Source organism: Mucilaginibacter sp. CAU 1740, from assembly GCF_039839285.1.
Lineage (GTDB): Bacteria > Bacteroidota > Bacteroidia > Sphingobacteriales > Sphingobacteriaceae > Mucilaginibacter.
Map to the genome: position 1 here is coordinate 221,562 of NZ_JBDOQS010000003.1, position 17,670 is coordinate 239,231.

Annotated in this window: 10 protein-coding genes; all 10 read right to left on the reverse strand. The window is 45.3% G+C overall.

Annotated elements, in window-relative coordinates; genetic code table 11:
* Window positions 1-6: 6 nt before the first annotated feature.
* Complete coding sequence (locus tag AAFN85_RS08480; RefSeq protein ID WP_347526709.1) at window positions 7-2,961, reverse strand: discoidin domain-containing protein; 2,955 nt, start codon at window positions 2,959-2,961, stop codon at window positions 7-9.
* A 664-nt stretch (window positions 2,962-3,625) separates the two neighbouring features.
* Window positions 3,626-4,855 (reverse strand): DUF4998 domain-containing protein, encoded by a 1,230-nt coding sequence (locus AAFN85_RS08485; RefSeq protein WP_347526710.1) that lies wholly within the window; start codon window positions 4,853-4,855, stop codon window positions 3,626-3,628.
* A gap of 18 nt (window positions 4,856-4,873) precedes the next feature.
* Window positions 4,874-6,106 (reverse strand): DUF4959 domain-containing protein, encoded by a 1,233-nt coding sequence (locus tag AAFN85_RS08490; RefSeq protein WP_347526711.1) that lies wholly within the window; start codon window positions 6,104-6,106, stop codon window positions 4,874-4,876.
* Between the two features lie 37 nt (window positions 6,107-6,143).
* The gene (locus AAFN85_RS08495; protein WP_347526712.1) at window positions 6,144-8,057 is read right to left on the reverse strand and encodes a RagB/SusD family nutrient uptake outer membrane protein; all 1,914 of its coding nucleotides are present in this window, start codon (window positions 8,055-8,057) and stop codon (window positions 6,144-6,146) included.
* Window positions 8,058-8,073: 16 nt separating this feature from the next.
* The gene (locus tag AAFN85_RS08500) at window positions 8,074-11,571 is read right to left on the reverse strand and encodes a TonB-dependent receptor (protein ID WP_347526713.1); all 3,498 of its coding nucleotides are present in this window, start codon (window positions 11,569-11,571) and stop codon (window positions 8,074-8,076) included.
* Window positions 11,572-11,758: 187 nt separating this feature from the next.
* Window positions 11,759-12,907 (reverse strand): FecR domain-containing protein, encoded by a 1,149-nt coding sequence (locus AAFN85_RS08505; RefSeq protein ID WP_347526715.1) that lies wholly within the window; start codon window positions 12,905-12,907, stop codon window positions 11,759-11,761.
* Between the two features lie 79 nt (window positions 12,908-12,986).
* Window positions 12,987-13,229 (reverse strand): hypothetical protein, encoded by a 243-nt coding sequence (locus tag AAFN85_RS08510; RefSeq protein ID WP_347526716.1) that lies wholly within the window; start codon window positions 13,227-13,229, stop codon window positions 12,987-12,989.
* A 154-nt stretch (window positions 13,230-13,383) separates the two neighbouring features.
* Window positions 13,384-13,620 carry a hypothetical protein gene (locus tag AAFN85_RS08515; protein WP_347526718.1) on the reverse strand — a complete coding sequence of 79 codons (237 nt, stop codon included), beginning with the start codon at window positions 13,618-13,620 and terminating at the stop codon, window positions 13,384-13,386.
* A 58-nt stretch (window positions 13,621-13,678) separates the two neighbouring features.
* Window positions 13,679-14,269 (reverse strand): RNA polymerase sigma-70 factor, encoded by a 591-nt coding sequence (locus AAFN85_RS08520; RefSeq protein ID WP_347526719.1) that lies wholly within the window; start codon window positions 14,267-14,269, stop codon window positions 13,679-13,681.
* A gap of 378 nt (window positions 14,270-14,647) precedes the next feature.
* Window positions 14,648-17,494, reverse strand: coding sequence for an insulinase family protein (locus AAFN85_RS08525; RefSeq protein ID WP_347526720.1), 2,847 nt, complete (start codon window positions 17,492-17,494; stop codon window positions 14,648-14,650).
* Window positions 17,495-17,670: the final 176 nt, after the last annotated feature.

Genomic DNA, 17,670 nt, shown 5'->3' on the forward strand with positions numbered 1-17,670 from the left:
TTTATCTTATCTTCCAGCAACAGTATTATTATAAGGCTCAGCCAGCAGCTTGATTCCATCTTTCCCCAACGCCGCCTCATCAAATTCTATCTTCACTGTTTTTGTTTCGCCTTTCAACAAAGTGAAATAATTATCACTCATAATACCCGGTAATATCTGTTCACCGTTCGATGCTTTTACCGCCTGCACACGTATGCCAAAAGCTACTGCTTTTGATGATGACGGATTGGTTACCTGGGCTGTGATGTAATATTTGCCATCGGCCTTAACCGTTTTATAGTCTGTTTTCAGGTTAACTTTTGGCAAGGTGTTTAGCGCTGTGTAATCCTTACGTTTGTTGCCTCTCCAGTAAAAATTATCAGATACTACTTTACCTGTATTATCCGTAAGTTTTAGTTTGATAAAGTGCACGGCCGATAAACCTTCGTTGGCCACATCTCCCTCATACACCTCAAAATTATACAGCGAATAGCCCCAGTATGTAGCACGCTCAACACCCTGCATTTTTACGTAACGGGCGTTAACCTCCGGAAAAGTGATTTTTTGTTCACCTTGCCTGCCTTCGGTAGTACTGTACACATCGTGCCAGTGGTTGGCATCGTTTGATACCTGGATCTTGAAGGATTTTGCATAGGCATCTTCCCAGGTGAGGCCAACACCGTTCACTACTTCTTCCTTACCCAGATCGATATACACCCACTCTCCATCACTGTAACGGCTGGCCCAGCGTGTGCCGGAGTTACCATCGTTAATAGCCGAGGCATCGCCATTGGTTGATGATGAGCTTACCACTTTTTTGTTTTTTGCCCGATCGGCCTTGTATTGGTTAAATTTCAGATCGAAGGCTGCGCCGGAACTGTTGGCCGGGGCATCGATAGTTTTTGACACGCTGTATTGTTTCACCAGTGTACCATCCAGATTATAAACATCAGCCGAAGCGGTTAAACCATCCAAATCCTTACGAGTAGTGTTGATCACCTTGATGGCATTGGTTAGCGGGTTCCACTGGATGTGCAGCGGCTCGCAGGCCTTTTTAACGCCCCAGTAGGCACCTGTTAAATCATAATAGTAATCATAAGTTTGCCATACCATTGATGGATAGGCCGATTGGCTCATCCAGGTCATCAAACCTGATGCATCCTCGCCCATGGCGTCCTGCCAGCCCTCAAACATGGCCCTGTTGCTTTCCAGGCTCACAAACTGTGCTTTACGGCAAAAATCTTCTATACCTTTAGGTACACCGTAACCATTGGTAACACTTGCCTCATAACTATCCGGTCCGGCATTAAATGCCCGCGGACCGAAAAAGTGCTGGTCCCACATTTCGTTGCGCGGCCACCAGTTTTCTTTCGGCATAAATTTTTTGAAGCTTTCAAAGTTCACGAATACGGCAGTACCCAGCTCGGTGCGTAAGCCCCAGCCCTTATTGCCCCCCGAACCGGTTGGGTAAGCGGTAAAGTAATAGCGCGGATCTTTAGCATCCCATGGGCCGCTGCCGCTCAGGTTTTCGGCGTGCGAGTTGGGTTGGTACCAGCGGTCGCCGCCATCAAAAGTGGCAAGGTCTTCTTTAAGCCAGGCACTGAGCGGTTGTTCAGGCCATCCCTCATTGTCCGCGCACCACACGGCAATAGCGGGATGGTTTCTGAAGCGTTTTATTTTTTCGATAGCATTAGCATTGAATGCTGTCAGATCTGCCGGGAGGTTAGGGTTGGCATTTAGCCAGAAATCGTCCCAAACCATAATACCGTATTTGTCGCAGGCATCGTAAAACTCCTCGTCGGTGGTTGAACCTATCCAGTTACGGATTATGTTGAAGTTCATTTCCTTGTGCAGCTTTACCTTATAATCATATTCTGCACCGCGGCAGCGCAGCAGGTATTCGCTCATGCCCCAGTCGCCGCCTTTTATAAATACTTTGGTACCGTTGATGGCCAGGTGCAATACATGGCCAATGGTATCATAGCTATATCTTTTAATACCGAATTTGATGTTCCTTACATCCGATACTTCATCCCCTACGCTAACGCTCAATTTGCAGTTGTACAGGTTAGGCTCGCCGTACCCATTTGGCCACCACAATTTAGGGCTGTTGATCATCAGCTGTTCAAAATCGCGTTTGGTGAGTTTTACATCGGTGCTGCCATTTGCATCAACATAAACCTTTTTTTGAAACTCGATATTGCCCGGTGTAATTATGCCTTTAATAATTGCCGCTTGTGAACTTGCCGCATTGTTTTTAACCTCCAACGCCACCGACAGATCGGCACGGGCATTGGTGGGCAGCTCGGCGCGGATCCATGGATCTTTAATGGTTACATCGCCGGTATTGCTCAGGAAAACATTATCGGTAATACCCGAGTTAAGACCCGGAACGTAAGGCATCCAGTCCCAACCCGCACTTGATACATAATTGGGGCTACCCACATTGGCCAATGGTTGTTTTGGGATATAAACCAATGCGGTCAGCACATTTTTACCATTGCGGTTTGCCAACACGCTAATATCGAAATGGCCGCGTTGCATAAAACCATCAAGTGAGCCCAATAAAGTACCATTCAGGTAGATATCAGCCTTGCGGTTAACACCTCTGAAGTTGAGCCAGATAGTTTTTTTAGTATAGTTTGTAGGGATGCCAAATTCGGTACGATACCAAAAACTGCGGTCATATTTGGCTTTATCAACTTTATAAATATTATCGCCAAAGTTAGGGTCTTTCTCTAATCCAGCTGCTACGTACGATGCGAAGGTGGTTCCCGGAACAACGGCGGTAACCCAGCTGGAAGTATTGTAGCTGGCATCTTTAATTTGCGAGGCGTCGGTAACATCGGCCTGTGGTTTTACTTTCCATTGTTGCACGGTTGAGCTGTTGAGGGAAACTTCATTGCTTTGGGCATGGGCAAAAGAGCAAACACCTGTAAGGATGACAATTAAAAATCGGGATAAAGAAAAACGTTTAAACATTGGGATTAAATTATTTAGTAGGATTTTTGGGGTAGATTTTAATTAGGGGTATTGATACTGGTTTTGTAAATGTATATGGGTACGGTAATATTCAAAATGGATAAAACTTATAAAAAGATGGATAATACTTTTGTTTGCTGAATCTCTTTGTTGTGTTTGATAATAAAAATGTAATAACCATGCGCTGATACATAGCTTCGATATCGCCCTGCATATACCACAGCAGATCACCTGTGAGACTATCTATGGAGACGCTAACTCCTAAATAACAATGACGTTCAAACAATCACCGTATGTTGAACCCCTCTGGGGTTCTGGATCGATTTGTTATCTATTTCTACAAACCTTTACCCCCTCTGGGGGATTTTTATAGTTTGATGAATAGGCGTTTATGTATTAATATAGTTGCACCAGAGGTGCAAAAGGTTTGGAGCATATTACACCAACAACCTTGCCTTGCCCCAGAGGGGCAAAACTATACGCTTGCCAACGTAGAAATCCATGTTCGCTTTTTGTCCCCTCAGGTTCTCTCGCAAAAAGCCCCGATTTTTGCCCACTATCTTTTACCAATTAAAGATAAAGGCGAACCCATAGGCCTCATGTGGTGCATACCTCTGAGCCCTCTACCAGAGCCCCTGAGGGGACGTTAAAAAGCATTATTATATCACAAACTCCTTAGCTTAACACCTTTGAACTGTACATAAGTATAGTTTTGCGTGTTTACCACCCAACCAAATGTAATAGTAGTAGTTGCGCCAAGGGTAAAGTTGAGCGTATGCGTACCACCCAGATTATTCTGGTCGCCGCGGAAAATAGCCAACGGGTTGCCGAGATTGGTAATATCCGGTAATGAGTTACCAATCGCCACGATCTCGTTAGCACTGAAGTTACCACCGTAACCGGCTGTTTCTATATCCAACGCATAGCTACCCGCAGGCAGGGTAATAGTTTGGTAAACCTTACCGTTACTTACACCGTCGCCGCTCCAGTCTTTAGCTTCAAAATGGATCACGCCGTTATTATCCCATGACCATCCGCCACCTTTGCCGCCGTCCTGGTTCAGCACGTTGCTGTTATACTGCCAGTCTTTAGGGGTACCCCATTTTTGATTGCCATTATCTCCGCGTTGAAATGGATAGCCTGCATTTTTAACATACAGCACTGTGATATCGCCTACCCGCCTAACTCTTGGGAAAAGCGTTGGCGTTGCCACTGTAAACGTATCGATAGCGCCTCTGAACGGCAAGTAGCTGGATTGATAGGTAACATCGGTACCAAACTGAAAATCGTTAATAGTTACTATCGAATCTTCGGGTTTTAGCAAGGTGGTTTTGGTTTGACCTGCCGTATTGATGTAGGTTACAATAGTTTTTGTATTGATGGTCACCGAATCGAGCGTGATCTGGTTAAAGTTCAGTTTAACTATACCACTGGTGATATCAACCGTAAAAGGGTTATCGGCATTATAACCGCGGTTAAAAATACCGCCCGCGTAAACAGCACCATATACACGCACCCCGTTAATGGTTTTGGCGATAGAAATATGACCTTCACTATCAACCGAATTTACAATGAAGTTATAGGTACCCTCAACCAGGTTGGGGATAATCACTTTTACAGTATCCAGCGGATCGTGGCTTTCGGCAGTTACCGTTAATGAATCCTGCTTATTGTTCCAGTATATTTTGTATTTCACAATTTTAGGGTCGGGACTCGGGTTCCATACCAATTGGGTACGCAGCTTGCCTGCCCTGTAATTGGCGTTGGATATTACGCCGGGGTAATATTTTTCGCCGCCTTTTATCAGCTCTTTATAGGCCTCGTTCTTTTTCGAGCAGCCCCATGCGGCCAGCAATAATACCAGCCATGCTATATTTTTAATGTTGATGTTCATTGTTTGATGGCTTTTAGGTTATTGAGGGATTCCGTAAAACGACATTTCTTCGATATAGGTGTAATCCAGCCCAAACCAGGTTTCTTTCACCACTACCCTAAGGTATTTTACAGGAGGGGCGTTAAACGGTAAATCGAAGTTTACGCCGGCATCAATAAAGGCCTGGTCGGCAGCGTTGGTTTGTCCCTGCGGCAAGCCCGACGGTGGATCAGGGAAGCGGTAAGTACCCAGTACCACCCAATCGCCGGCCGTAGTTCCGGCGGCAAGGCCTCCCGGCGTAACGGCATCGGCAGGGTTATCTTTGTTGGATCCCCAGATGCTGAATACTTTAGGGTTGGCATAACCGTAACCACGAGTCCACATTAAAAAGTGACTTAGCTTGTAAGTACGACCTACACCAAAGGTTCCCTGTACCAATTTTTGCACCGGACCAATAGTAGTTTGCCATGGCGCGGCGCCACCAACCTCTTTGGTGAACCCATCCCATAAATAAGGTAAAATGCCGCCGTAGCCTATATAGGCATCACTTGGACTATTGGCCGGGAAAAACAGCTTTTTATCCAGCATCTCTTCATACAAAGGCGTAAGTGTTACAATAGAAGTATCCGACGAATTACCGAACTGATCGGTCACAAAAGCGCCGAACTTTGCGGACGTAGTGCTGAAACCACGCACCGCATAGCTAATGGTATCGGCGCTGGTAAAATGCCTGTCGCTGATGGCGAATTTATTGTTGGCCGGATCTATTGCTATTAGGTTAATACCTACCGGGCGTTTATCTTTATTTAAGGCCGATAAGTGCACGCCACCAAAATCGGCAGCAAGGGTAAGGCTTTTCCTGATCAGCTGGTAATAAGGCGTATCCGGGTGAACAGTAACCGTAATAGGATCTGATTGTACATTGGCCCTTGTAACCGAGTGCAGGGTAATGGTATAATCCTTACTGCTTTCAAAACCATCAACCCTGATGGTATCTAAAAAATAGCTCGATTTGGTTTGACGGCTTGTTTTGCCGTTGATGTTATAATCGGCCACTACATATAGCAGGTTTTGCGATGATGGCAGTGTATAGGTTAAAACCGCGCCGCCGTTAAAGTTACGCACCTTAACATTGGTAACCACGCCGGGCTTGCTTTTATCGGTATCGTTCGGAAGTTTATAAGTATCGCTTTTGGAGCATGAAAATAAGCATGCGGTTAAAAGCGCCAGCACAGCTGCAAAGAAGGCCGGTTTTATATGATTATTGCTCATAATATCTTTCATTTAAAAATCGTTGTACAAAAAAATCCTACCAGTAAGGGTTTTGAACAAGGTTATCATTGATCACTATCGAATTGTTCCAGATAGGCCACAGGTAATCGCGGGTATTAAACACCGGGATCTCCACGTTGCGGGCGCGGTAGTAGTTAATGGCCTGCTCTTCGTAAATGCTCCAGCCGGTTAGCGGGGTGCTTAACACACCTTGCAGTTCCTTCCAGCGGCGAAGATCCCAACCGCTTTGCCCTTCAAAACAAAGCTCGATACGGCGCTCCTGGTGGATGATGGCACGTAAACCCTCTTTAGTAGTTGGCTTTGATGGATTTTTAGAATAAGCAGCCCATGAGTTAACCACACCATCCAATCCGGCCCTTGCCCTTACCCTATCCACATAACTGATGGCGTCGGCTGTTGGCCCATTGGCTTCGTTCAGCGCTTCGGCATAAAGCAGGTATAAGCCCGCCATGCGCATTACCGGCATCGAAAAATCCGTCCAGGTAAAGCCATCATCATACACGGTTAAATAATTGGCCAGCTTTTTAGGCCAGTAACCGGTAATGTTTGTTTTTTGCAGTGTTTTCGGTCCGGCCAGCGCGGTTACGCCCCTTGCAGGTACGTAGTGGGCAATTTTGGCGTCAAGGATACCATCGCCAAACCAAATACCACCGTCGAAACCGATGCTGCCGTAAAAGCGTGGCTCACGATCAAAATGGGCTTTAATGGTTTGATAACCTTGTTTGATGTAATAAAAGTTAGCGGCATCGCCGGTGCGCAGCTGGTTACGATCTGCATAATCCCAGGTTTTATCTTCATCGATGGGTACACCCTTGTTGGTGTAAAACAGATCGGTAGTGGAGATAGGCACCGCGTAATAGGCCGGGTTCTGGTTATCGTTTTGGTTGGCCTTTTGGGTTAACCTCGGGATGCAATATTCCTGCCCGTGCCAGATATTACTTAACGACCAGATCAACTCCGGGTTGGTATCCCATTTCTGGGTAAGCGCGGTTTGGAAAGTTAACACCCTTTTCAATGAATCGGGCAAATTAGCTACAGCCGGCGAAGGGATGAATGTTTGGTTAAGGTGCAAACCGGCAGCCTCGCACATATCAATAGCCGCTTTACAAGCCGTTGCAGCTTTTTGCCATTTGGTAGCATCAAAAACAGTTGGGAACAGGTTTTTACCGCTTTTATCTTTAAAGTTGGCATAATCGGGATTACCATTAAACAGCGGACTTGCAGCCGTCATCAATACCTCGGCCTTAATAGCCGCAGCTGCCGGGGCTGTGATCCTACCCAGCTCTTTCGAAGGGTTATCAATAGTAGCAGGCAGATCGGGAATGGCCTGATCCAATAAACCAACCACGTAGTTTACTACGTCATCAACCGACTGGCGTTTTACCTTCACTTCTGCAGTTGATGCTTCAACCGGTAAGTTCACATCAACAATTGGCACCGGGCCGTACATCCGCATTAAATAATAGTGATAGTAGGCCTTCAAAAATTTCACCTCGGCTATCCAGCGTTTCTTTTCAATGGCTGTCAGGTCGGCCGGCTTATCGATATTTTCCAGCATGGTATTACAGCGCCTGATGGCTACGTACATCGCGGTACCATTAGCACGGCCATCCCAAAAGTTAAGGCCGGGCTCACCAACGTTTTGTGTGCCTGTTATCAGCGTAAAACCTGTAATATCAATAGGGTTGCCGGGCAGGTTAAGCGGAAATATGATCTCGCCCGACGTAGTGAAGCCTGCACTCCTGTTCAGATCATTTAATTGCTGTACCGATGAGTAGCAAGTAAACAAGTAGTTCTCAGCCTCATTCTTGCTCCTGAAAGCGTAATCTATCGTACCTACATCGGGAGGCACAACATCAAGATATTTTTTGCATGAGCCGGCTACCGTCATTAAAAATAGCAGGCAAAAAAGTTTATAGTTAAATTTCATGATACTCTTCATCTCCTTATAAATTAACATTCAAACCAATATTGTATACCTTTTGAATGGGGTAGTTAAAGCCATTGCCCCCCAGCTCAGGGTCCCAAAGTTTAAATGAGCTCCAGGTAATCAGGTTAAGGCCGTTAACATACAACCTCAGGCTGCGCAGGCCCAACCGTTTCGAAACCGACGCAGGCAGGGTATAACCCATCTCGGCAGATTTTAAGCGCATGAAGGCCCCGTTGCGTAACCACCAGGTACTTGGCTGTAAGTTGTTTTCGATAATGTTACGTGTAGTACCCAAACGTGGGTAAGTTGCGTACAAATCCTGGTGTTCTTCGCTCCAGTGGCTATCGGCAAATTGTTGCAGTAATTGGGTGTTACCGTAAACATACGGCTCAGTACTTTGCACAAACGGACTAACCGAATTAGGGTTGATAAAGAAGGATACCCTTGCCTGCCCCTGAAAAAAGGCCGAAACATCAAAGTTTTTGTACTGGGCAGATACACCGTAGCCGTACACAATTTCGGGTACTTGAGGGTAGCCGATAAACGTTTGGTCGCGGTTATCGATGATGCCATCACCGTTCAGGTCGCGGTATTTGATATCGCCGCCACGGGGGGCTTTACCAGTGGTGGAGAAAATTTGCGTTGGTGAAGCGGCTGCTTCGGCATCGTCAACAAAAAGCCTGTCGGCAATATAACCGTATCCAATACGGATAGGCTGGCCAACAAAATGACGGTAGGCCTCTGGATAGTTCGGCTCTTCGTAATAAGTGTATTTATCGGTTGCGAGGGTAAAGTTACCACGACCTGATACGATCCACGAGTTACCGATATTCTTTTTATAATCGAACGAAAGATCGATACCCTTTGAATTGGCTTTACCTAAGTTGGCATAGATATCGGCCTCTAAACCCGAAGTACTTGGAATATACGAGCGTTTTTGCAGGATGTTATACCTGTTATAATTATAAAACTCGGCAACGATATTCAGATTTTTAAACAGGGTCATCTCCAGGGCCAGGTTGGCTTGTTTGGATGTTTCCCAGGTTACATTAGGGTCCGAATAATTAGAGATGGTGGCACCATTGTGCGAGTAACCCGCATTTGTACCAAACGCCGCGTAAGCGCCGCCGTTAAGGTTTACGTTTGATGCATAGAAGAAACGCCTGTCGCTGATGGCATCGTTACCTACCAAACCGTAACTGCTGCGGATCTTTAAACGAGATACTACATCCAGCAATGGTTCGAAAAACTTCTCGCCCGATACCAGCCAGCCACCACCAATAGTTGGGAAAAAGCCGTAACGATGCTCTGCCGAAAACCTTTCAGAACCATTGTAACCAAAGTTAAACTCCAAAAAGTATTTCCCCCCGTAATTGTACCCAGCCCGGCCCGCAATGCCAAAGTTGCGGTGTGGTAAGGCGTCAATAAGCTGCCCGGCGTTTGAATAAACTGTTTGCTGGCGGGTAAATACCGCGGTTGCAGAAATATTATGTTTCCCAAACTGCCTTGCATAATCAAAGTTACCCTGCAGATAGATCTGGTTGCTAATAATAGGTGTACCCGGAAAATATTGCAGATACTCGATAGCATCACCCGGTTTTTGGTTGAGCCAGGTTAGCGTATAAGTGTTATTGGTTTTATTATAACTGCCAATGTTGTAGTAGAACGGGTTATAACCATAGTTGGCATCGAAGTACGAATACCTGTTGGTGCTGAAAATACCGTGGAAGTTTAAGCCTTTGGTGATAAATTCAAGTCCCTGGTTTAACTCGATCTGCGCCAATACTCTCGATTCGGTTGAGCTTTTGTGGCCTCGTAGCAACAACGCATACGGGTTGTTGTAAGGCACGCCCTGATCTGCCGGGGCACCGAACAAAATATGCTTGGTGTTAACGTTGGCCGAATCGGCAGGGAAATAAGCCGGGAACAACACCGGGCTGGTATGCAGCGCGATCTTATAAACATCCGAATTAAATGAACCATCGGTAGTAAGCGGTCCGTTATAATCACTGAATGTGCCCGAAAAACGCAGGATTGCCTCCGTGGTTTTGGTAAGGTTGAGGTTTACGTTCGATCGTAACTGATAGTTGGTGAACTTGATGTTATCGCTGTTGTTATTGGCCGCATCTTCGGCCAGGTTACCGTGGTCAACATTGTACGAGCCACCAACATAGTAACGGGCGAAAGGTGTACCGCCACTTACGCTCAGGTTACCACGCTGGGTTGAGGTGCGTTTTTTAAGCAACAGGTTGAGCCAATCAACAGCAGGATATACATATGGGTTATTTCCCGGACCTTTGGCTATTGTATTTTCAGTATTGATGATCTTATCCGGATCGAAGGGTGTAGGCTGATACGGATCGCGCGATAGGGTAGCTTCATTAAAAAGCTTCATGTAGGTGATAGGGTCGGCAATTTTAAGCGATTGGGTATTTTGCGATACCGAGTTTTCTACCCGGAAACTGATCTGTGGTTTGCCTATTTTACCTTGCTTGGTAGCAACCAGAATTACGCCGTTGGCACCACGGGCACCGTAAAGGGCAGTCGCGCTGGCATCTTTCAGGATAGAGAAGCTGGCGATATCATCTACCTGCAAACGGGCCAGATCATTAGTGGTAAGCTCAATGTTATCGATCAGGATCAAAGGATCAACCTTGTAACCGAAAGTGGTTACCCCCCTGATAAAGAACTGGGCATTATCCTGCCCAGGCTGACCTGTACCCTGGAAGGCGATGATACCCGCTGCCTGCCCTGCAAGCGCGGTAGTTAAGTTACTTGCCGGGATCTTTAACTCGGCAGGTTTAATGGTGGTTACCGAACCTACAATCGCTTCCTTACGTTCTTTTTTACCGTAAGCGGTAACAACAACCTCATCTGCCTGCTTCATATCCTCAACCAGCACCACATTAAACAGCTTATTATCGGCCGATACAGTAAAAGTTTGAGATACAAAACCGATAAAGGAAACCCGGATAACCGAGCCGCTTTTTACATCGAGGATAAACTTACCGTTGTTATCGGTAACTGTACCGCGTTTGGCGTCGTCAACTACGGTGATGCTTACGCCCGGAATGGTTACGCCTTTGGCATCTTTCACCGTACCGGTTACAGTAATATCGGCGATCTCTTCGGCCGGGGCGTCTTTTTTCGCGCCGGGAGCTTCTTTAATGATCACCGATTTACCATCGATAGTATAAGTTAAACCCGTGTTTTTGAGACTGGTTTTCAGGGCTTCTTCAATAGGGGTATTTTGAAAGTTGGCATCTATCTTGGGCGTATTTTTTATACTCTTTGCCGACCAGAACAGATTGTAGCCCGTTTGCTTGTTTATTTCATTGAATACTTGTTTTAGCGTTACATCATTTTGTTTATAGGTGATCTTTTGCGAAAAGACCGCCGCACTTGCCTGCATAAAAGCGAGGAAGAGTATAAACGTGGTTAGCTTCATGATGAGCAGAAATTTCTTAGGGTAGCACGAAGGCGTACAAATGTTTGTAGTAAAAATTTTATACATTTGTTAAAGGCTGTTTTAAGTTGAAATGTGACGACAATTACATTCGGATTTTAAAAAGCTGATTGAGCAGGGGCATCGGAAGTGCCTCTGTTCTGCTTTTTATAAACCACTGATCTGCTTCAGGCTATGGGGATTGGTAAGTTTTTCTCATATGGTTTAATCGGGGTTAAATTGGTTTATCAGGTTATTATTTTCTCTTGGTTATGGTTATTGTTGAGCCTTGGATGTTAAACCGCGCGTCGCCGGTTTGCTCTATCATTTTTAACAAGGTATTGATGCTTGCAAAGCGGGTTGTCACCGCGCCAAAAGTTTCGTTACGGAGGCTTTGATCGGCAAAAACAACATCCACATTATACCAGCGCGATACGCTACGCATAATGTTCTCCAGTTTTTCATCATCAAAATTGAAATAGCCGTTTTTCCAGGCTACAGCTTCTTCGGTGTTGGCCTCACTTACATCAAGGGTACTGCTTAACTTAGCTTGTTGGCCGGGATTTAAAATTGCGCTTTTATTGGCGGCTGTTACCCTCACCATGCCCTGCAACAGGGTGGTTTTAGTAGTGGCATCACCGGCATAAGCATTCACGTTAAAATGCGTGCCCAAAACCTCAACCGTTTGGCGGTTGGTTACCACCCTGAAAGGCATTTCTTTATTATGGCTCACCTCAAAATAAGCCTCGCCCGATAGTTCAACCCGGCGCTCATTACGGTTAGCAAAACTTACCGGAAATTTTAAGGATGAATAAGCATTAAGCCAAACCTTCGATCCATCGGGCAAAACAACCTGGTACTGGCCGCCCTTGGGCGTTTCGATGGTATTGGAAGCATCCAAATTGGTACTTGAGGCCGCGCCGGAAAGATCTACCCGGTCGGTAATGGTGTAAACTAATTGGCCATTGGCGGCTTTGGTTACTTTGATGCCGTTTTGATTGGCTATTTGTCCGTTGCCAGCATCGGTTAGGGAGATTTTGTTACCGTTAGCTAAAGTCAAGATGGCTTTATTGCCTCCGGGATGGATATTGGATTGAACAACACGCGGAGCGAATTTTTCACGATCATTAGTGAGCATCCGGGTAATGAATAAACCAGCAACACCTAATATTAACACGGCCGAAGCCGCTGCCACCCACCTGAAAATCGGTTTCGTTTTAGCAGGTTTGGTTTCCTGATTAAGGCGCACAAGCATAGCCTCTCCTACCGCTTCCTCATCGTCAGGAAATTCGGCATCCTGGTATGCGGTTTCGCGGTACCATTGCAGCAATTGCTCGCGCTCAGTAGCCGAGGCGGTACCGTCTTTATACTTTTTTAGTAGGCTGTAAATTTGTTCCTGGTCCAATTGGTTTGGGTGCTTTTACATGTGGGTACATTGAAAAGCTGGTTACCCTATATGGGGAGGAAAAAAATTTTTGTGTGGATCAGATAAACGGATTTATAATTGTTAGCTTCTTATCAATCATAAGGTTGTGTTGCATATCTTCAGAGTACAAAATATTGCAATCAGCCTCCAGAGCAGAGGCAACAACTACAGCGTCAAACATTTGGAAATCATATCTCTTAATTAATCGTAATGCCTCACCAAAAACATTAAGATCAGCAGAAAACAGTTCACAAAATGGTAACCAGCCCGTCAATGATTCCAGACTTGTTTCTTTACTCATCTTTAAGCGCTTATTGCACACATTTAATTACTCGCTCACAACCTGAGAAGAGATCACCGGGGTCGTTTCAATTATTAGTTCAGCAGCTATTTGTCTTTTAGAGGAATCGTTAATATCGTGGAGATAAATAAGAACATTGGTATCAAGGGCGATTTTACTCATAATCATTCGCTTCGTCCCTGTCAAATTTAAAGTTGGTGAGATCAACACGATGTTTATTCAGGACTTTATTAAGGTCTTCAATACGCTTTTTCTTTTCCTCAGTAGCAACTTGCTCGTCAGCGTTTTGCTCTATCTCAAAAGCGATAACCTCAATAACCTTTCCTACAAAGTTATCAGGCAACTTTATAGTCAGGCTGTTTCTTTCTGGTTTCAAGATTGTTCTTACCATAACCAAATTTACTAATTTTCAATCAAAATAGTTATAGATGATAAAAGGAGGGATTGCTTTACTTCAAAAGCGAAATAACCGTATGCACCACCACCACAATACTCCACCCATAATTCTTCAACTCGCCCCGGATAATTTTTAGGGCACGGGTAAGGTTAGCCTCCACTCCTTTCTCGCTGATCTCTATTTTCTCGGCTATCTCCGCATTTTTTAAACCGAGGTCGCGGCTGTAGCGGAATACCAGCTTGCATTTTTCGGGCATTTCTTCAACTATGCCGTTGATGTACTCTTGCAGAAAGAGGGCATCGAGTTTGGCTTCATCGTGGGTGATATCGGTAAACTCGTAGTTGGCTTTGGCCAGATCGGCGCGGTTTTTTTCGCGTTGGTAGTGTTTGAATACACCAAATTTTACAGCTGTGGAGAGGAAGGCCGAAATACTTTTGATCTCAACATCTTCCCTCCTTTCCCAAAGCGAAAGGAAAACCTCGTGCACAATATCTTTAGCTACAGTTTTATCCTTACTGTGGTTCCAGGCCACGGCAAGCATCCTGCGCCAGTACCGCTGGTAAATTTCGGTAAAGGCGTCATGATCGCCGCTTTGCAGCAGGCTGGTCAATTCATGATCTGTATGTATACTGTATTTTGACATCGGCCCCGCTCTTCGGGATCTTAGCTAATGGTTTGCAAATTGGCTATGGGTTATTGATTACGAACAAAGCATATTATCGCTTAAACAGATTCTTTTTGAACAAGATCCATCGTTTTGCAAACACACTTTCATTCCGGATTTAATCAATAATTGGTTATCGTGGCCAGTGGCAACAGGAAAGCTTCTGAACCGGATACAAATATGCAATATAATTTTGATGAAAAAATTATTTTAACATTTAGGGGAGAGAGGCTAAAGAACGCAAAAAAAATCGTCATTGCGAGGTACAAAGCAATCGCGAGCTATACAGGGCGGACCTGCTTGCGTGCGATTGCTTCGTACCTCGCAATGACGATGGTATTTGATGCGTAGTATAAATTACTTAGCCTCAGGCAATAACTGCATGCGGATAAAATTCTTTCCGCTCAGGTATTTTTGTGCAGTGGCTTTCACGCTTTCAATGGTTACGCTGTTCAAATCTTTAAGGTAGGTGTCCATCTGGTGCAGATCTTCTTTATCGTTGATCTGTCCGCTGATGTAGCCTAACCAGAAGCCGTTGGTACGTACAGCGGTTTCGCGGGTGCGGATGCTTTCAGCGCGCCATTTATCAATGTTTACCTGGGTTGGGCCATTGGCTTTTAGCTTGCTGATCTCATCAAGGGTTGAGGCTACCAGTTTATCGGCATTTTTAGGATCACAACCGAAGTACACAAACATCGAGTAGCGCTGTACCGGAAATTTAGTGTTATTGGCAAATGCGCCCGGCGAGTAAACACCGCTTTCATCTTCCCTTAAACGCTCAATTAACCTGATCTCTAAACACTCTTTCAAAGCATCCAGCTGGACCTTTTCGGCTGCACTGTACTCAAACAGGCCCGACCAAACCATATCCACGGTAGCTTTTGGTTCCGAGCCTTTGTAAACGTTTTTAGCGATCTTTCCTTCAGGGATGCGGATACCCAAGTCTTTAGCCTGTTGGCCAAGATTTTTTGATGGTAACGAAGCGATGTATTTTTCGATAAGCGGTTTGATTTTTTCAACATCGATATTACCTACAAAGGTGAAGGTCATGCCAGATGCATCGGCAAAACGCTCTTGATAGATAGTGTATTCCCTATCCAAATTGATCTGATCAATTTTAGCGATGCTTGGACCAGTACGGCGTACATTATAGTTGCTTAGCGTTGCGCTTAAAGTATCCTGGAACACGGCGTTAGGATCATTTCCCCTATTGGCTAAACCTGCTTTTGAACGGGTGATGATACCCTGGAACAGATCAGCATCTTTACGTGGTTCGGTCACATAACCATAGATCAATTCGAAAGCGCTTTCCAGATCTTTAGGGGTTGAACTTCCGCTGATACCTTGTGCACGTTCACTGATGAAAGGGCTTACGCTTAATTGCTTGCCCGATAGATATTTTTCGAGCTGGGTAGGGTTATAATTACCTAAACCAAATGATTCGATCATGCCTGCTGCATTAGAGGCAGATTGGTAATCGGCATCACTATAAAGGGAAGTGCCACCCGCCGACGACGCGCTGAACAGGATCTCGTTATCTTTAAAATCGGTTGGTTTCAATACTACTTTAACGCCATTGCTTAATGTAAGCGTTGTTGTGCCTAAAGCCGCGTCCTTAGTTTCGGCAGTTATTTTACCTGCAACCGGTGCATTGGCCAATAATGGTTGCTTGCTTACCTCATCGTTGTATGGTTTCAGGTCTTCACCTTCAACGGCTTTGATCCAGCTGTTAACAGTGGCTTCTGTTGGTAGGGTTGCTTTGTCTTTTTCAGGAGCAAGCAGCAACAGATCGCGGTTGGTGGTTTTGATAGATGATTTGCTTACCTCGTTTACTTCAGCTAAAGTCACTCCCGGCAGATCGTTTTTAACCAGATCGTACTCGTAGCTAATGCCCGGCGCTGCTGTTCCTTTTAAAAAGTATTGCAGGTATTCGTTCACATAGCTATCCGAGTTGGTTTTGTTTTTCTCTTTCAATGAGGCTTCCATATCGCTTAAATAAGCTTGCTTGGCACGATCAAGTTCGGTTTGGGTAAAGCCAAAACGCCTGATCCTTTCAGTTTCACGCCATGCTGCTTTGAAGCCGTTTTCCAGTTCGCCGGGTTTAGCTACAGCGTATAGGCTATAGTTATCCAATCCGCCTAAAAAGTCGCTAACATCGGCACCGCCTTGTAAGTATGGCGGGTTGGCCTGGCGCATAATTTCGGCGTAACGGGCGCCCGTCATCCTGTTAAATAAACCGCGAACAATATTATCACGATAATCGGTAGCAGTATGTAGTTTAGCAGCAGGTTGTTTGATCATTACCTGTGCTACGGTTACCGTCATCTCCTTATCGGTAACGGCTAAAAACTGGTTCTGGCCTAACAAAGGCACGGTGTATTTTGTGCGCGGTTTTTCGCCTGCCGGATTTTTCAGGTCGCTGAATTTTGCTTTGATGGTTTTTTCCATCTGGTTCACGTCGATATCACCCACAACAATTAAAGCCTGCAGGTCCGGACGGTACCAGTCGTGGTAAAACTTTTTAATGGTTTCGGGCTTGAAGTTGTTCAGCACTTCGTCCGTACCAATTGGTAAACGCAGCGAATAACGGGAATGGTTCAATATGGTTGGCAGGTATTGGCGTTGCATACGCTCCTGCGCGCCTTTGCCTAAACGTTTTTCTTCCAACACCACACCACGCTCTTTGTTGATCTCGGTAACATCCAGTGTAGCATCCTGCGCCCAATCGCGCATGATCTGGATGCCGTTTTTCAGGATATCCGCGTTATCTGATGGTAAAGGCAGTTGGTACACCGTTTCGTCAAACGAAGTATAAGCGTTCAGATCGGCCCCAAAACGTACACCCGATTTTTGCAGGTAGCTTACCAGCTCGTTTTTCGGGAAGTTTTTGGTACCGTTAAAGCTCATGTGCTCCGTAAAGTGGGCAAGGCCGCGTTGGGTATCATCCTCTAATACCGAACCAACCTTATTGGCCAGGTAAAAAGTAACGCGCTTTTTAGGCTCTTCGTTATGCCTGATGTAGTAGGTAAAACCGTTTGGCAATTTACCGGTGCGAACAGCCGGATCAAGCGGTAAATTTTTCTCGACAGTAGTTTTTACAACTTTAGACTTGGCTACCTGTGCCCATGTTGGCGCAGCAGTAAACGACCAGCTCAGCGCAAGACCTACGCTGGCCAGTAAAATAGTACTTTTTATGTTTTTCATTTTTTTGTTTATCGGATTAGGATTCTGCTAATTTAAAAAAGAGCCGGTATTAAACCGGCCCTTCTGAAAATTAAACTAAAAACTGATGAAATGCCCAACAGAGCTTCTTTGATATAATGGCTAAGGCCATTTGAGTTAATATTTATTTTATCATCACATGCGCCTCCCACCGGGCA